Genomic DNA, 17,537 nt, shown 5'->3' with positions numbered 1-17,537 from the left:
TTTCAAGAGGACCGTAGCACCGTGGTGCCGAACACGAAAGAACTTGTGCAGCAGTCCGATGTACTTTCATCTCGCAATGGACAAAGCCGGTTTGAAGTCCCCGACGGGCAGGCGCCTGCCAGGACCCGCGTCCGCGCGCCGACCCGGCGGCGGGGTCCTGGCGGACGCGACAAAGGGGCGGGCCCGATAGAGGGGAGCCGGCCGGCTCCACTCCATCGGGCCTTGTTGCCGTGCGGTCGAGGTATGCGGGGCGCTTCGGCGAGTGCTCCGCCGAACCCCCGAACCCCCAGGGGTCAGGCAGGTATCGCGGCGCCCGCCGTCACCTCACTGTTCCGTACGAGCGGTGGGCGGCTTGCCGACGTCGCAGCGGCCGGCGGCCTTCTTGATCTGGCCCGCCTCCCGCTGATCGACGACGCCCTCGCTCCGGAGGGTCGCGACGATCTTCTCGACGTGTGAGACGAACGCGCCGTGGCTGCTCCAGGCCCGGTGGTCCTCGATCAGCTCGTTGATCGTGCAGCCGTTCGTCGTCACGCGGTTGGGGATGCCCGTGTTGACCGAGCCGGTGAACACCGTGGAACGGTCGTCCCTCTCGGGGCAGTCGGTGGGCGGCTCGCTGTCGACGACGGTGAGGGACAGCGACTTCGCCGTGGACGTGTTGCCGGCCTTGTCGGTGGCCCGGTACAGGAAGGTGTGACTCCCCGCTCTGTTCACGGCCACCGGCGCGGAGTACGGCAGGTAGGGGCCGCCGTCGAGCGAGTACTCGATACCGGCCACGCCCGAACCGGAGTCGGATGCCGTCACCGTCACCGTCGCACTGCCGACATAGTTCCCGGAAGCGTCCTTCGTCCCCGACACCGACGCCGACGTCTCCGGCGCGGTGGTGTCCTGCGGCGGAGCCGCCACCACCGTGAACGACACCGACTTCACCGCCGACGCGTTACCCGCCTTGTCCGTCGCCCGGTACGACACCGTGTGCTCACCCACACCACTCACCTGCACCGGCGCCGAATAAGCCGCATACGCCCCACCATCGAGCGCGTACTCCACCGCGGCCACACCCGACTCCGCATCCGAAGCCGACACCGTCACCGTCGCACTGCCGACATAGTTCCCGGAAGCGTCCTTCGTCCCCGACACCGACGCCGACGTCTCCGGCGCGGTGGTGTCCTGCGGCGGAGCCGCCACCACCGTGAACGACACCGACTTCACCGCCGACGTATTACCCGCCTTGTCCGTCGCCCGGTACGACACCGTGTGCTCACCCACACCACTCACCTGCACCGGCGCCGAATAAGCCGCATACGCCCCACCATCGAGCGCGTACTCCACCGCGGCCACACCCGACTCCGCATCCGAAGCCGACACCGTCACCGTCGCACTGCCGACGTAATTCCCCGAAGCGTCCTTCGTCCCCGACACCGACGCCGACGTCTCCGGCGCGGTGGTGTCGTTCCCGGGGGCCGCGGTGACGGTCAGCTCACCCGACATCATGTGGCCGGGCATCGCGCAGTAGAAGTGGTAGACGCCGGGGCTCAGGGTGACCTGGGCCGTGTGCCGGCCTCCGCTGGAGTCCGAGGGGCTCGCCTGGATGTTGAGGTCGACGTCGGTGTTGTAGTCGGGGTTGGAGGTGTCGAACGTCAACGTGTGCGGCATGCCGGTCGTGTTGCCGGTCGCCGCGCTGTTTTCGAACACGATCGTCGCCGGGCCGGCCACCGCGGTGGTGGGGGCGGACGTATAGCCCATGTATCCGTCGCCGGCCGTCCAGGTGAGCACCTGGGCGTCCGCCGCGGCGGCGTCGCGGCTCCTCTCCGCGTAGGCGGCCGGCGCGGCCAACGAGAACGCCGTGAGCAGCACGGCCACCAACGTCACCAACGCCGGACGGGGGCTGAACCGGCCCCGTGGCGCGGACTTCGCGGGGGGCGGATCCGTCTGGGCATGGAGCAGTCTTCTGAACACCGCTGCACCTTTCGGGAATCGCTGGTTGCGGTGCCGCGCACGGATCCGCGGTCCCGCCGGGTGGACGACCAGCCGCCCGGACGACCGCGTAGGGGCCCGTCCGGCCGGGTGCCGCGCCGAGCTCGGTCCGGGGCGGCGGTGGCGCACAGTCCGTCACCTGGGCGCCTCGAGCTCAAGGCGGCCGAGAGGAACTGCGGGTGATCGCTCTCCTGGAGAGCGGCAACGATGCGAAGTTAGCGGTCTTTTGATGGACCGCCAAGGTCTATGACCACAACCCAACCAACTTTGACCTGAGTCTGGAAAAACTGGTGAGGCGCCGTTACGGTGAGGCCGTTCCGAGGCGCACTCCGCCTCCCCGAGCCGAGCCGGTCTCGGCCGTACCGGCGCATCTGACGCGCATCGCACCTCATGACCACGAAACGCCTTCAGGCACCCACGCCTGTCGAGGATTGGAGAGCGATGACCGACTCAGGCGTAGGCACGCGACGCCTCTTGTCCCGGCGGTCCTTCGCCACCGGAGCCGCGGCGGCCGCCGTCGTCCCCGCGGTGCTCGGCAGCGCCGCCGCCGCGCCGCCCAAGGACCAGCCCACCGCGGGAGGCGACGGCGAGGTCCGCAACCTGACGCTGTACATGGAGAAGCTGCCGAACGGGGAGATGGGCTACGGCCTGCGCCTCGGTCAGGCGACGATTCCGGGCCCGCTCATCGAGCTGACCGAGGGCGACACCATGAACATCGAGGTGGTCAACAACCTCGACGTCGCCGCCAGCCTCCATGTGCACGGCCTGGACTACGAAACCGCGAGCGACGGCACCAGGATGAACGACAGCGTCGTCCAGCCGGGCGCGCGGCGGACCTACGTCTGGCGCACACACGCGCCGACCCGACGCCACGACGGGACGTGGGAGGCCGGAAGCGCCGGCTACTGGCACTACCACGACCACAACGTGGGCACCGAGCACGGCACCGAGGGCATCCGGAAGGGGCTGTACGGCGCCGTGGTGGTACGGCGCAAGGGCGATGTGCTGCCCGACAAGCAGTTCACGGTCGTGTTCAACAACATGACGATCAACAACAGGGTCGCTCCCGACACCCCCACCTTCAAGGCCGTCCGGGGCGAGCGGGTGGAGTTCGTCGTGATCACCCACGGCGACTTCTTCCACACCTTCCACGTGCACGGCCACCGCTGGACGGACAACCGCACCGGGATCTGGCAGGGGCCTCAGGACGTCAGCCGGGTCATCGACACCAGGACCACCGGCCCCGCGGACTCCTTCGGGTTCCAGGTGATCGCCGGCGAACGGGTCGGACCCGGGGCCTGGATGTACCACTGCCACGTCCAGAGCCACTCGGACATGGGGATGTCCGGGGTCTTCATGGTGACCGATGCCGACGGCACGGTCCCCGGAGACCCGCACCCCATGTAGCCGGGGCGGCCGGCGCCGCCCGTCCCCTCCCCCGCCCTCTGAGCCACGCCCGTCACACCTGACCGGACGGTCTGACGGGCGTGTACCACCCTGCCGCCGCTCGGTCCCGGCGTGAAGACTCGGGGCGTCCGCGACCCCCAGGGTTCCGGCGCCCCGGCCGTCTCCGGACGTCCCCACGGCCGATCCGAATCCCCTCGCCCGGCGTGTTCCGGGCGAGGCCCGTGCGGCAGCCCTCGCTCCACCCCCTGGCCACCTTCCCGTTGTCGGATCGAGTCAAGGAGCAACCATGGGCCGAAGAGACCGGTACGCGCTGTCACGACGAAGCGGAGCACCGCCGTCGCGTCCCGCGCGGATCCCCCGCCAGGCCTCGCCCTGGCGACGCGCGGTCGTCCTGCTGTCCAGCTCGGCGCTGGCACTGGGACTGTCCGCGCTTCCGGCGGTGCAGGCACAAGCGCGGCCACAGTCCGGACAGGGCCAGGACCAGGGCGCCGGCACCGAAGCGCCGGTGCGCGTTCTGGTCTTCCACGGACCGGCCGCCCAGCAGGACGACCCGGTCGCGACCGCCGCCTCGGCGGTCAAGGAACTGGGGCAGAAGAACGGCTTCTCCGTGGACGAGTCGGAGGATCCGGGCGTCTTCACCGCCGACCACCTCGCCCGCTACCGCGGCGTGGTCTTCCTGTCGGCCAAGGGCGTGACCCTCACCTCCGAGGAGGAGTCCGCGTTCCAGGCCTACGTCAAGGGCGGCGGCGGCTTCGTCGGCGTCCACGACGCGGCGCGGGCGGACGCCGACTCCAACTGGTTCACCGGACTGATCGGCACGCGCCCGGCCTCCAGCCTTTCCGCATCCGAGAAGGTGGCCGGGGTCACGGCGAGCGACGACAACCCGCCCAACGAGACGAAGGACAAACTGTTCGACGGCAGCAACACCACCAAGTGGCTGGCTCACCAGCCGACCGGCTGGGTCACGGCGAAGATGGACCACGCGGTCGCGGTGGCCCAGTACGCGCTGACGTCGGCCAACGACTATCCGGGCCGGGACCCCAAGGACTGGAACCTCCAGGGCTCGCAGGACGGGAACACCTGGAAGACGCTGGACACCCAGACCGGCCAGAACTTCCCGGACCGCTTCGAGACCAAGCAGTACAAGTTCGCCAACACCACGGCCTACCAGTACTACCGGCTGAACGTCACCGCCAACTCCGGTGAGCCGCTGATCCAGTTGGCCGAGCTGCGGCTGTTCGGGGCCGACCCGGCCCCCGCGCCGGAGACCAAGGTGCAGCAGGCGGTCGTGGACCTCACCGACCGCCGGCACCCGGCGAACAAGGGCCTGCCGCTGAAGTGGACCCGGTCCGACCAGTGGATGAACTGGGACCCGAACCCGGACGGCAAGGTCCAGACGGTCGCCCAGGTCGAGGAGCACTCCTACGACGCGGGGCCCGCGGGCAACGGCCCGTTCCACCCGATCTCCTGGTGCCGGGACTACGACGGCGGCCGGTCGTTCTACACCGGCATGGGCCGCACCGAGGACAGCTACACCTCGGACACCAGGTTCCAGAGCCATCTGCTCGGCGCCATCGAGTGGACGACCGGCATGGTCCGAGGCGACTGCCAGGCGACCATCGCGTCGAACTACTCGGTCGAGCGGCTGACGGGCAAGAACCAGCCGGGCCAACTCGACCAGATCGGCGAGCCGCACGGTCTGACGATCGCCCCCGACGGCAAGGTCTTCTACATCGGCAAGGCGGCCTGCCCGAGCGGCCCGGTCCCCGACTGGAACGACCCCGAGGTGGGCCTGGGCTGCGGCACGATCCACCAGTGGGACCCCAAGACCAAGCAGGTCAAGCTGCTCACCACGCTCGACGTGATGGGCAACCGGGGCAGCGGCAGCGAACTGGTCAAGAACGAGGAGGGCCTGGTCGGCATCACGCTCGACCCCAAGTTCGAGCAGAACGGCTGGATCTACGTCTACTGGATGCCGCACGAGTCGGTCGACCGGGACAAGCAGACGGGCCGGCGCACCGTCTCGCGGCTGACCTACGACTTCAAGGACCAGTCGATCGACAAGAGCACCCGCAAGGACCTGCTGCACTGGACCGCTCAGATCCACAGCTGCTGCCACACCGGCGGAGGCATGACCTTCGACAACGACGGCAATCTCTACGTCGGCGTCGGTGACGACAACTCCTCGCAGGGTGCCGGGGCCGGCTACTCCGGGAACAACTGGACCCAGGACTACAAGGGCCTGTCCTTCCAGGACGCGCGCCGTACGGCCGGCAACACCAACGACCTCAACGGCAAGATCCTGAGGATCCACCCCGAAGCCGACGGCACCTACACGATCCCCAAGGGCAACCTGTTCACCGGCCAGGAGGAAGGCGGCGGCAAGACCCGCCCGGAGATCTACGTCATGGGTGTCCGCAACATCGCGCGGATCGCCTGGGACAAGACGAACAACTGGCTGACCGCGGCATGGGTCGGCCCCGACGCGCCGACACCCGACCCGGAGCTCGGCCCGGCCAAGTACGAGACCGCGACCATCATCACCTCCGCGGGCAACCAGGGCTGGCCGTACTGCATGGGCGACAAGCAGCCGTACCGCGACCGCAGCAACACCGACGCCAGTGTGCTGACCGGTTGGTACGACTGCGACCACCTGAAGAACACCTCGCCCCGCAACACCGGTCTGGTGGACATCCCGCCGGCCCGCGACAACATGATCTGGTACTCGCCGCAGGGCGGCGGCGTGGTCTACCCCGAGCGCAGTGACGGCAGCGGGCTGCCCACGTACGTGCAGAGCGACGAGAAGTACACCGAGCCCTACCTCAAGGGCGGCGGCCAGGCCATCATGGACGGCCCGACCTACCACCGCTCCGAGGTGGACACGGGCAGCGGTGTCGCCTGGCCCTCCTACTGGGACGGCAAGTGGTTCATCGGTGACGAGTCCAACGCCAACAACCGCGTCGCGGTCACCGTCGACCAGGACAAGGTGAAGGACCAGGGCCCGCCGGTCTTCGGCGAGGACCTGCGCAAGATCCTCCCCGGCGGCAGCGGGGACAACAAGGTCCAGAGCTGGATGGACGCCAAGTTCGGCCCGGACGGCGCGCTCTACATGCTCGACTACGCCGGCGGCTTCTTCAGCCTGGACCCGAACCAGAAGCTGGTCCGCGTCGCCTACCACGGCGGCCCGGCCACGCCGAACCCGAGCGACGCCTCGGGCCGTCCGGTCGCGCAGAGCAAGCCGCGGACGATCCAGTTCTCGGCCGCCAAGGCGGGTGGCATCGCCTGGGAGTGGGACTTCGGTGACGGCAGTCAGCCGTCGCACGAGCCCAACCCCACGCACACCTACGCCTCTTACGGCACCTACCACGCCACACTCAAGGTGACCTACGCCGACGGCGAGAAGTCCACCGGGAAGATCGACGTGAGGGCGGGCTGCACGGCGCCCGACGCCCGTTCCACTGTCTGGCTGCTCGACAGCGACACCGGCGTGGCCAACCACAAGGCCGGCGGCGGGTGCACGGTCAACGACCTGATCGACGACGAGGGCACCTGGGCGAACCACGGCGCGTTCGTCAGCAACGTCAACGACCTGGTGGACCAGTGGCGCAAGGACGGTGTCCTCGACAACCACGAGGCGGCGACCCTCAGCAAGGCCGCCGCCCAGTCGCCGATCGGCAAGACGCCCGGATACAAGTCCGTCTTCGACGGATCGGCGGCGAGCCTCGCCGATTGGAGCCAGGCGGGCGCAGGGGAGTTCTCGCTCCTGCCGGACGGCACCATGCGCAGCTCCGGCGGCATGGGCATGCTCTGGTACAGCAAGCGGGAGTTCAAGGACTACTCGATCCGGCTGCAGTTCCGGGACGTCGCTCCGGACGGCCACCGGGCCAACAGCGGTGTCTTCGTGAGATTCCCCGACCCGCGGACGCCACTGGACCAGCGGCCGGCCGGCAGCTGCGGCACTCAGGGATCGGCTCGCACCGCTCCGGAGTGGGTGGCGATCTACTGCGGCAACGAGATCCAGATCTACGACGGTGACACCGGCGAACCGCAGAAGACCGGCTCGGTCTACAACTTCGATCCGCTCGGCCTGGACCAGGCGAAGGTCACCCCGAAGGACCAGTGGAACGACTACGAGATCCGGGTCGTCGGGCAGCACTACACGATCATCCGCAACGGCGTGGTGATCAACGAGTTCGACAACACGCCCGGCAAGTCGTCGTCGCGTGCGGGCGATCCGCCCACGGACCTGCGTCAGTTCCTCAGCGGTTACGTGGGGTTGCAGAACCACAGTGACAACGACCTGATCGAGTTCCGCAACATCCGGGAGCGGGACCTGTAAGCACAGGAGCGTTCGGTGCCGGGCTCGGGGCGGCGTTCCCGAGTCCGGCTCCACTGCGAGTCGGTGTGCATCCACGCGCCGGCGCCGAGCCGTTCGGCCGCCGGGCCGAAGCGTTCGATCCGGCGGAAGTTTTCGTGTAGAGCACACCAAACCCGGACCCATGCAGCGGCGCCACCCTTGACCCTGCGCACGCGAACAGTTACCCAAGCTACAGCAGTTACCCAGGCGAAACGTTCATAGGCGATTGACACCCCGCGGTCGATCACGGGTTCTGGCCTCCTGTCCGGGCGGCGGCCTTCCCCGCGTTCCCTGCCGGCCGCACTCGGCGAAGGAGGACGAAAGTGTCCACGCTCAGCTACGAGACGGACCGGCACCCCGAGCCTGACAACGATGCCTTGCGCGGCGACGAGGTGCACCTGCTGTCGCTTCTGGCAACCGGTCTGCCGGTCGAGTCCGTCGCCCGACGGCTCCATGTCTGCCCCCGTACGGTGCGGCGACGCTGCCGAGGCGTGTGCGACAAGATCGGCGTCAGCAGCGTCATCGAGGCCGTCGCGTGGGCGGCGCGGCGCGGCCTGATCTGAACCCGCCCCTGAGAACCCCGAAGGTCCCCCACGCTGCCGCGCCCCTCGGGGGCGCGGCAGGGCGCGTACGGGTCCGGCCGGCCGGGCGCGGCCGCCGGGGCGCCGCGCACTCGAGCGACCGAGAGCTCAGCCCGGGGGGCCGCCGTAGGCCAGCTCACTCGCCAGCACGGCGGCGCCGACCACCCCGGCGCGAGCGCCCAGTTCGGACAGCACGATCGGGAGGTCGCCGGTGGCCAGCGGCAGCGACCGCTGGTAGACGACGCTGCGGAGCTCCGCCAGGAGGATGTGCCCGAGATCGGCGAGATCGCCGCCGATGACGATCATGGACGGGTTCATGAAGCTCACCAGCCCGGCGAGCACCTGGCCGACCCGCCGCCCCCCGGCCCGGACGATGCCGATGCAGACGGCGTCACCGGCCGCCGCGCCGTCGGCGACGTCGCGGGCGGTGAGGGAGCCCCTGGCCGCCAGACGCTCCGCCAGCACCGGGGACCCCCCGTCCGCGGCGGACTCGGCGTGGCGCGCCAGCGCCTCCCGGCTGAAGTGCGCCTCCAGGCAACCCACGTTCCCGCATAAGCAGACCGGGCCGTCCGCGTCGACCTGGATGTGGCCGATGTCCCCGGCGCAGCCCGTGGCGCCACGGTAGACGCGGCCGTCGATCTGTACTCCGCAGCCGATGCCGCTGCCGATCTTGACGAAGATCAGGTTGTCGACGGTCCGGGCGACGCCGCTGTGCCGCTCGCCCAGGGTCATCACGTTGACGTCGTTGTCGACGGCGACGGGGCAGCCGTGCTCGCCGGAGAGCACCTCGCGGACCGGATGGCGGTCCCATCCCGGCATGATCGGCGGGGAGACGGGGACGCCCTCGCGGAAACTCACCGGTCCGGGCAGGCCGATCCCGATGGCGTCCAGCCGCGTGAAGTGGCCCTCGGCACGGATCTTGTCCAGGATCTGCGTCACCCGTCCCAGGACGGCCTCCGGACCGGTGCGGATGTCGCAGTGCTCGCCGTGCGACGCCACCGCCCGCAGGCAGCCGTCGGTGACTTCGACGCCGACCGAGCGGGCGTCGAGGTCGATCGCGGCGAAGCGCAGGCCGGGGTGCAGTTTCACGAGGGCGGAGCGGCGTCCGCCGCGGGAGGCCGTCGGACCCGCCTCCACGATCGTCCCCGCCGCCGTCAGGCGGTCGAGCTCGGCCAGCACACGCGGTCGCGGCACCTTGAGCAGGCCGGCCAACCGGGCGCGGGACTGCGGCCCGTGGTCGCGCAGCAGGGCGAGCAGACCGTACTGGACGCTCACTTCGCTCACCTCCTGGTGGAAGGCACTGCTCGCCGGGTCACGTGGTCCGGGCCGACGAGGGCGTGAGAGGCGTCCGCCCCGTTCCGCCGCCGGCTCCGGCACGAGCCGGGGAAGCGGTGGAACGGGGCGGTGACGGCAGGTCAGGAGAGCAGGTCCGCCAGCGCCGTGTAACTGCGCTGCGCCGCTCCGAACGAGCCGGGCGGGTTGGGCTGGGTGCCGGGGGCGGTGTCCTGCTCCCAGATGCCATGGTGGTTGCCGAAGGGGCCGATCGCGTGGATGAACCGCTCGTAGGGCATGTCGCCGGCGCCGAATTCGGTCATGTCGTAACCGTCGCCGACGTTGGGGTCGGACTTGCCGTCCTTCATGTGGAACAGCGTGTAGCGGTAGGGGTGCTCGCGCACGTACGCGGCGGGGTCGAAGCCGGGGTAGCGGTACTGGCCGACGAACGCCCAGTACACGTCCATCTCGAGGTATACGTGGGCGGGGTCGGTGTTCTCCAGGAAGACGTCGTACAGACGCACCGCCGGCTGGTCCGAGGCGAAGGCGAACTCCGCCCAGTGGTTGTGCTGGTAGAGCTTGAGTCCACGCGCCGACGCCGCCACGCCCCATCGGTTGAAGTCCTCCGCGGCCGCCTGGTAACCGGCGACCGTGGCGGTGTCCGAAGGGGCGTTCGGGGTCCCGATGTTCGGCATGCCGAGGGTCTGGGCGTGGTCGAGCTCCTGCTGCAGGTTGCTGCGGAAGCTGCCGATGCCGACGTGGCTGCCGATGGCCCGCAGGCCGTTGTCGTCGAGCAGCGTGCGGATCTCCTGGAGGGTGATCTGCCGGCCGAGGATGGACGGGTCCTGGGTGTAGCCGGCGAACTCGACCTCCTTGAAACCCATCCGCGACAGTTCCTCGAAGACGACGCGGAAGCCGAGTTGGTAGACCTTGTCACGGACGCTGTAGAGCTGGATGCCGATGGCGTCCTTGGGGATGCTCAGGCTGGCGCCGTGCTGCTGGGCACCGGGGCCGGGCGTCTGGGCGGCGGCGGGCAGCGCGCCGGCGAAGGTCGCCGCACCGATGGCCACGGTGCCTGCGGCTGCCGCGCGCAGGAAGCCTCTGCGGTCGAAGTCATGGGCGAACTGACCCATCATCACTCCTTCGTTGTGGAACACCGAGCCGCGGTGGGCCGCGGCGGGGGCCGTCAGGGGGAGACGCCCTCGCCCGGCGTCCGGGCGGGGTGGTCGTAGGGGGCGTTCGTCGGCCTGGAACGCCTGGCGGACTGGCGGTCGGCGGAACGGCTGGCGGGGCGACGAAGTCACGCGTGGTGAGCGAGGGCGGTACGGCTGCCCCCGCGCGTTCTCACCGGGGACCGCGCGACGGCGACGGGACGGCCTCGACGAATCCTCAAAGGACGATGAACGCCTGAGACCGCCGATAGTTCACCACGAACCGTCGTGACTTTTCACTAGACCAGCAAAAGATGTGGCCACTTCAGGCCACGAAACGCGGCTACTGAGCAGTACATCCTTGACAGTCCATGGTCATGGCCCACACGCTCATGACGCTTCTTCAGGGGGCCGCGAACCCCGCCGGGCCCTCACTCCACGTCCCACCCCGGACCGCGCGACCACATCCGCCTCCGTCCAGTCGCACGCCCCCCGGAGACCGGTTGCCGGCGGCGTGAACACCAGGGCCCCTGTCCACTCCACCGGCGAACCGGCACGTGCCGGCACGGACATCCGGAACCGTCCCGCGATCCCGCGCGACGAAGGCGCTCGCACGACGTCCATCGCAGTGCTCCGAGAGAGGTAGGCAGCCACGTGCGTACACCAGCAAGCCGACTACTCGCCGCCACGCTGAGCGCAGCGCTCAGCGTGGGGGCCGCGGTGGCCGGATCGACGTCCGCTCACGCGCGGACCCAGGCATCAGGCAGAACGGCCGCGGCCTCCACCGCGGCCGCGGCGTCCGACTTCCAGCAGGTCACCCTCGCCAAGGGACCGGACCAGGTGGGTGAGCCCATGGGCTTGGCGGTGCTGCCCGACGGCAGCGCTCTGCACACCTCCCGTGCAGGCACCGTCTACTACACGACCCTCGACGGGCTCACCGACGTGGCGGCGAAGCTGTCGGTCTACACCCATGACGAGGATGGTCTGCAGACCATCGCGATCGACCCGCACTTCGCCAAGAACCACTGGGTCTACGCGTACTACGCGCCGAGGCTCGACACTCCCACGTCCAACGCCCCGGACAACGGAACGGCCGCCGACTTCGCGCCCTACAAGGGCTACAACCAGCTCTCCCGGTTCACCTTCGCCGACGGCAGGCTCGACCTGTCGAGCGAGAAGAAGATCCTCCAGGTCGGCACCGATCGCGGGCAGTGCTGCCACGTGGCGGGCGACATGCACTTCGACGGCGACGGCAACCTGCTGCTGAGCACCGGCGACGACTCCAACCCGTTCGCCTCCGACGGCTACGACCCCATCGACCGGCGGCCCGACCGCAACCCCGTCTACGACGCGGAGCGTTCGACGTCCAACACCGACGATCTGCGGGGCAAGCTGCTGCGGATCAAGGTGCACGACGACGGCACGTACACGGTCCCGGACGGCAACCTGTTCCCGAAGGGCACCGCGAAGACCCGCCCCGAGATCTACGCGATGGGCTTCCGCAACCCCTTCCGGTTCAACGTCGACAAGAAGACCGGCGTCGTCTACCTGGCCGACTACGGCCCGGACGCCGGCAGCGCGAACCCGCAGCGCGGGCCGGAGAACACCGTCGAGTACAACCGGATCACCAAGGCCGGTTACTTCGGATGGCCGTACTGCATCGGCGACAACACGCCTTACGTCCAGTACGACTTCGCCACGAAGACGTCCGGTCAGCCCTTCGACTGCGCCCACCCGGTGAACGACGCTCCCCTGAACACCGGTCTGAAGAACCTGCCGCCGGCCCAGCCGGCCTGGATCTGGAACCACTACGCGGGCAACCCGAAGTTCCCCGAACTCGGCGGCCAGGGCGCGCCGATGGGCGGCCCCGTCTACAACTACGAGTCGGGGCTGAAGTCGGCGGTCAAGTTCCCCAAGAGCTATGACGGCCAGTTCCTCGCCTACGAGTTCAGCAAGCACTGGATCAAGCCGATCTCCTCCGACAGCAGCGGAAAGATCCAGTCGATCGACACGCTGACCAACGGCAGGGACTGGGCCCACCTCGTGGAGCCCATCGACACCGAGTTCGGGCCGGACGGATCGCTGTACGTGCTCGACTACGGCAGCGCGTGGTTCGGCGGCTCTCTTGACGCCGGGCTCTACAAGATCGAGTACGCGCCGGGCGACAAGGCGCCGACCGCGGTGATCAAGACCGACACCTCGTCGGGCAAGGCGCCGCTGGCGGTCAAGTTCGACGGTACGGGCTCGACCGACCCGGAGAACGACAAGCTGACCTACGCGTGGGACTTCGACAACGACGGCACGACCGACTCCACGAGTGCCGACCCGACGTTCACCTACACCGCGAACGGCCAGTACCACGCCAAGCTCACGGTGAGCGACCCGAGCGGCAGGACGGGCGTCGCCGCAGTCGTGGTCACGGTGGGCAACACCGCACCGGTGCTGTCGTTCTCCCAGCCGCCGAACGGGCTCACGTTCAAGGACGGGGACCAGATCGCGTGGAAGGTCGACGTGACCGACCCGGACGGCACCCCGGTGGACTGCTCCAAGGTCCAGGTCAGCTACTCCCTCGGCCATGCCATGCACTCCCACAACCTCGCGCAGGCGACGGGGTGCGGCGGTACGTTCTCCATGACCGCGGCGGGCCACACCGACGCCGACGACTTCTACGGCATCTTCTCGGCGAGCTACACGGACGCCTCCCCGACCGCCGGCGTACCCGATCTCACCGGCACGGTACAGATCGTCCTGCAGCCCAAGGCCCGGCAGGCCGAGTTCTACCGCACGCAGTCCGGCGTGCAGACGAGTTCCGACGCCAATGCCCAGGGCAACGCGGCGGTCACGTCGATCGACAACGGTGACTGGATCGAGTTCGACCCGTACGACCTCCAGGGTGTGAGCAAGATCGACTTCCGGGCCGCGTCGAGCGGTGCCGGCGGCACGATCGAGGTCCACACCGACGCTCCCGACGGCCCGCTGGCCGGCACGGCGACGGTCGGCGACACCTCCGGCGCCTACACGACGGTCGGTACACCGGTGACCGACCCGGGCGGGACGCACAAGCTGTACTTCGTCTTCAAGGGCGGCAGCGCGGACCTGTTCCGCCTGGACTCCTTCACGATGAGCTGACCCGGCCGCCCCGGCCGCCCCGCCGGGCCGTCACTGACGGCCCGGCGGGGCGGCCTGCCTCGTACGGCCCGCACGAAAGGCAGGCGGACCGGACGGCGTACTTCCGCGTGCCTGCCGCTCATGGCGACGCCAAGGTGGGACAGGAGATGCCTGTCGAAGGGAGCGTCCGCCCGTGGGGATCGCGAGCCTGCATCGCTTCCTGGGGACGGGCACAGACCGAGGGCCGCGCCGGCCAGGGCGCCCCCGGCTGCGCGCCGCGGCGGTCACGCTCGCGCTCGCCGCGGCGGCGACGGGCTGCTCCGTATCCGGCCCGGCGAGCCGTACCGCGACGTCCCACGTCGCGACGGACCGGCGGATGACACCGGCCGTGACCAGCGTGAACCACACCTACCAGGTCCCCGATCCGCTGCCCGCCGCGGAGCCGGGCACGCTGATCGCGGCCACGGACCACGGCCCCGACGCAGGGCTGGAGGGCGCGCGGCGCTATACGGTGCTGTACCACTCCACCAACGCACGCGGCGCGAACATCGCGGTCAGCGGCACCGTACTGCTTCCGTCGGGGCCCCCTCCCCGGCGGGGTTGGCCGGTGGTGTCCTGGGCGCACGGAACCACCGGTGTGGCCGACGCCTGCGCCCCCTCCCAGTCGCCGAACCTGGGCCTGGACGTCTTCGCCCAAGAGCTGCGCGCACTCCTTCGCGCCGGGTACGCGGTCGCCGCCTCGGACTACCCCGGACTGGGCACCCCGGGCCCGCACACCTATCTGGTCGGCGCGGACGAGGGCAACGCCGTGGCCGACATCGTCACCGCGGCTCACCGGCTCGTGCCCGTCCTGGCGCCGGTGTGGTTCGCGGTCGGGCACTCTCAAGGAGGGCAGGCCGCCCTGTTCGCCGCCCATGCCGGGCGCCGGACGACGGGCGCCCAGCGCCTCGGCGCGGTGGCGGCCCTCGCCCCCGCGAGCCACCTGGAGGCGATGCTCGCGGGAGTGAAGGCCTCCCACGTGCCCAGCGAGCTGTCCTTCGCCTTCTACTCGCTCGTCGGCCTCGCGGCCACCGAACCCGGTGGCCGTGCGGTGGATCTGCGTTCGCTCCTGGGGCCCTCGGCAGCCGCCACGGCCTCCCGGGTCATCGCCGACTGCGTGACGGACAGCGACCCCGCGCTCAAGGGGGTGAACACCGAGGAGATGCTGCCGCTGCAAGGGGACCAGTTGCGGCGGATGAGCGCGCGGATGGGCGCCTACGGCGATGCGGACCGCGCCGCCGTCACCGTCCCCACGCTGGTCGCCCAGGGCGGCGCCGACGAGGACGTGCCGCCCGCCTGGACCGACGAAGTCGTGGCCCACCTGCGTCGTCCGGGCTCCCCCGCGCTGGTCTACCGCACCTACCCCGGTGCGGGCCACAACCAGGTCCTGGGCCGGTCCGTCTGCGACCTCCTGGCTTTCCTCCAGGCCCACGGCGGAGCCCGGCCCGGCACCTGCGTCCCGGCTGCCGGCGGAAGCGGCATCGGCGTGGACGTCGGCGACGGCGTCGGCGGCTGAGCCCTCCTCTTCCGAGCGGCGGCCCGCCGGCCGCCGCTCCGTCATGTGGGCACCGAGCGACGGGACTTCGCCTGCAACTCGAGCCACGTGTGACCCTTGACACAGCTCCGGCCCCTCTTCCACCATTCGGTTGGTGTCTACCGAGTGGTGGAATCCTCTCCCCCGCCCACTCCTCGGAGCCCCGCAGGATGCCCCTCGCCCACACCGTGCAGGCGCCAGAAAAGGGTGCTACATGATTCTTGCCAACTACCAGCAGAACTACAGTCCGGTGGGCCATTCGCTCGGACTGTCGTCCATCGTCGCGATCCTCCCGCTGCTGGTCCTGTTCGTACTGCTCGGCGTGGTGCGGATGAAGGCGTGGCTCGCCTCGCTGATCTCCCTCGCCGTCGCCGTGGTGCTCGCGGTGACCGTGTACTCGATGCCGCTCGGTGACGCGCTCGACAGCGGGCTGCTGGGTGCCGCGTTCGGATTCTTCCCGATCATGTGGATCGTCATCAACGCGATCTGGATCTACAACCTCACCGTCGAGACCGGTCACTTCGACGTGCTGCGCCGGTCGTTCGCGTCGATCAGCGACGATCAGCGGGTGCAGGCGATCATCATCGCCTTCTCCTTCGGCGCCCTGCTGGAGGCGCTGGCGGGATTCGGCACGCCCGTCGCGATCAGTGCGGTCATGCTGATCGCCCTGGGCTTCAAGCCGCTCAAGGCGGCCACCGTCGCCCTGGTCGCCAACACCGCGCCCGTGGCGTTCGGCGCGATAGCCGTGCCGATCACCACCCTGGCGGGCGTCACCGGCCTGCCCGTGGAGGACCTCGGCGCCATGGTCGGCCGGCAGACGCCGATCCTGGCGCTGTTCGTGCCGCTGGCTTTGGTGTTCATCGTGGACGGCCGGAGGGGGCTGCGGCAGACCTGGCCGCCGGCGGTGGTGTGCGGTGTGTCCTTCGCGGTCTTCCAGTTCCTGTCCGCGAACTTCTGGTCCGTGCCGCTCGCCGACATCGTCGCCGCGCTTGCCTCCGCGCTGGCGGTCCTGGTGTTCACTCGGGTGTGGCACGCCGAGGAGACGTACCAGGAGAGCGACGAGGACGGCGGCGCCGAAGGTGCCGGCGGCTCCCGCCGGCCTCCGGCCTCCGGGGGCGAAGCGGTCGTGGGCGGCGAGGAGTTCGTGGACTCCCGGGTACTGACCCGGGCGCGCGCGGACGCCGGCCGGGACACGCACGACTCACCGCGGGAGGTCTTCAAGGCCTACGCGCCCTACCTGGCCATCATCGTGGTGTTCGTTCTGGCCACCCGTGTACCGGCGATCACCGGCAAGGCACCGACCAAGGTCGGCGAGACCGGTACCGGTCTCGATTCGGTGACCCGCATCGTCAACTGGCCGGGACTGCACATCCTCAAGGCGAACGGCGACCCGGTCGCCACCACCTTCAAGCTCAACTACCTCTCGGCGGCCGGAACTCTGCTGCTGATAGCCGGGCTGCTCAGCATGGCGCTGCTCCAGGTCGGCCCGCGCCGCGCCCTGCGCGCCTACGGACGCACCCTGGACCAGCTGAAGTTCGCGGTGCTCACCGTCATGCTGGTGATCGGGCTCGGCTACATCATGAACGAGTCCGGTGAGACCACCACGCTGGGTCTGTGGGTGGCCGGGGCCGGCGGGGCCTTCGCCTTCCTCTCACCGATCCTCGGCTGGCTGGGCGTCGCCGTCACCGGCTCCGACACCTCCTCCAACTCCCTGTTCGGCGCCCTCCAGATCACCGCCGCCCACCAGGCCGGCCTGTCGCCCACCCTCATGGCCGCGGCCAACTCCTCCGGTGGCGTGCTCGGCAAGATGATCTCCCCGCAGAACCTCGCCATCGCCGCGGCCGCGGTCGGTTTCGAGGGCCGTGAGGGGATCCTCTTCCGCCGGGTCATCGTGTGGAGCGTGGTCTTCATGCTCTTCATGTGCGTGCTGGTCTACCTGCAGAGCACACCGGCGCTCGACTGGATGGTCGTGGACACGCCGCCCGCCACTCCCTGACGGGACGTGTGATCCCGTGGCCGCGGGGTGAAGTGACATCTCGGCCCGACTCGGCGCCCCCTGACCCGGGGCGCCGTTTCTTTGATCGTTGTTGACAGGACGAGCCTATCGGCGCGGC

8 protein-coding genes and 3 pseudogenes are annotated in these 17,537 nt (G+C 69.8%); 8 read left to right on the top strand and 3 right to left on the bottom strand.

Annotated elements, in window-relative coordinates; translation table 11 throughout:
- Positions 1 to 348 precede the first annotated feature (348 nt).
- Positions 349 to 1,872: pseudogene (locus ACF1A5_RS12025) on the bottom strand (OmpL47-type beta-barrel domain-containing protein); the annotation flags it as partial.
- A gap of 543 nt (positions 1,873 to 2,415) precedes the next feature.
- Between ACF1A5_RS12025 and ACF1A5_RS12020 the strand changes: the two are divergent.
- From ACF1A5_RS12020 to ACF1A5_RS12000, 5 genes and pseudogenes are all read left to right on the top strand, one after another.
- Entirely contained in the window at positions 2,416 to 3,381 is a 966-nt protein-coding gene (locus ACF1A5_RS12020) for a multicopper oxidase domain-containing protein (protein ID WP_392192713.1), read from the top strand.
- Positions 3,382 to 3,667: 286 nt separating this feature from the next.
- Positions 3,668 to 4,597 (top strand): annotated as a pseudogene (locus ACF1A5_RS12015) (ThuA domain-containing protein); the annotation flags it as partial.
- 18 nt (positions 4,598 to 4,615) lie between these two features.
- Positions 4,616 to 6,271 (top strand): annotated as a pseudogene (locus ACF1A5_RS12010) (ThuA domain-containing protein); the annotation flags it as partial.
- Positions 6,272 to 6,454: 183 nt separating this feature from the next.
- Entirely contained in the window at positions 6,455 to 7,720 is a 1,266-nt protein-coding gene (locus ACF1A5_RS12005) for a family 16 glycoside hydrolase (protein WP_392192788.1), read from the top strand.
- A gap of 341 nt (positions 7,721 to 8,061) precedes the next feature.
- On the top strand, positions 8,062 to 8,301 hold the full coding sequence (locus tag ACF1A5_RS12000) for a LuxR C-terminal-related transcriptional regulator (protein WP_392192712.1): 240 nt from the start codon (positions 8,062 to 8,064) through the stop codon (positions 8,299 to 8,301).
- 126 nt (positions 8,302 to 8,427) lie between these two features.
- Here ACF1A5_RS12000 and ACF1A5_RS11995 read toward each other — a convergent pair whose 3' ends face one another.
- Positions 8,428 to 9,594, bottom strand: coding sequence for an ROK family protein (locus ACF1A5_RS11995; protein WP_392192711.1), 1,167 nt, complete (start codon positions 9,592 to 9,594; stop codon positions 8,428 to 8,430).
- Positions 9,595 to 9,734: 140 nt separating this feature from the next.
- The gene (locus tag ACF1A5_RS11990) at positions 9,735 to 10,724 is read right to left on the bottom strand and encodes a TIM barrel protein (RefSeq protein WP_392192710.1); all 990 of its coding nucleotides are present in this window, start codon (positions 10,722 to 10,724) and stop codon (positions 9,735 to 9,737) included.
- A gap of 672 nt (positions 10,725 to 11,396) precedes the next feature.
- Here ACF1A5_RS11990 and ACF1A5_RS11985 point away from each other — a divergent pair.
- The 3 genes from ACF1A5_RS11985 to ACF1A5_RS11975 all read left to right on the top strand — a co-directional run bounded on the left by ACF1A5_RS11985 (position 11,397) and on the right by ACF1A5_RS11975 (position 17,419).
- The gene (locus ACF1A5_RS11985; RefSeq protein ID WP_392192709.1) at positions 11,397 to 13,871 is read left to right on the top strand and encodes a PQQ-dependent sugar dehydrogenase; all 2,475 of its coding nucleotides are present in this window, start codon (positions 11,397 to 11,399) and stop codon (positions 13,869 to 13,871) included.
- Positions 13,872 to 14,238: 367 nt separating this feature from the next.
- Positions 14,239 to 15,405, top strand: a complete 1,167-nt coding sequence (locus ACF1A5_RS11980) for an alpha/beta hydrolase family protein (RefSeq protein WP_392192708.1) — start codon at positions 14,239 to 14,241, stop codon at positions 15,403 to 15,405.
- A gap of 232 nt (positions 15,406 to 15,637) precedes the next feature.
- The gene (locus ACF1A5_RS11975; protein ID WP_392192707.1) at positions 15,638 to 17,419 is read left to right on the top strand and encodes an L-lactate permease; all 1,782 of its coding nucleotides are present in this window, start codon (positions 15,638 to 15,640) and stop codon (positions 17,417 to 17,419) included.
- Positions 17,420 to 17,537: the final 118 nt, after the last annotated feature.

The sequence above is a fragment of the Streptomyces sp. NPDC014864 genome, from assembly GCF_043081525.1.
Lineage (GTDB): Bacteria > Actinomycetota > Actinomycetes > Streptomycetales > Streptomycetaceae > Streptomyces.
Note: the sequence above shows the minus strand (reverse complement) of the source record. Positions and strands in the feature narration are given on the sequence as shown.

What these genes read in the sequence shown, in the direction of transcription:
- ACF1A5_RS12020 (WP_392192713.1), top strand. Translation starts at nt 2,416, where the DNA reads ATGACCGACTCAGGCGTAGGCACGCGACGCCTCTTGTCCCGGCGGTCC.
- ACF1A5_RS12005 (WP_392192788.1), top strand. Translation starts at nt 6,455, where the DNA reads ATGGACGCCAAGTTCGGCCCGGACGGCGCGCTCTACATGCTCGACTAC.
- ACF1A5_RS11990 (WP_392192710.1), bottom strand. Translation starts at nt 10,724, where the DNA reads ATGGGTCAGTTCGCCCATGACTTCGACCGCAGAGGCTTCCTGCGCGCG.
- ACF1A5_RS11975 (WP_392192707.1), top strand. Translation starts at nt 15,638, where the DNA reads ATGATTCTTGCCAACTACCAGCAGAACTACAGTCCGGTGGGCCATTCG.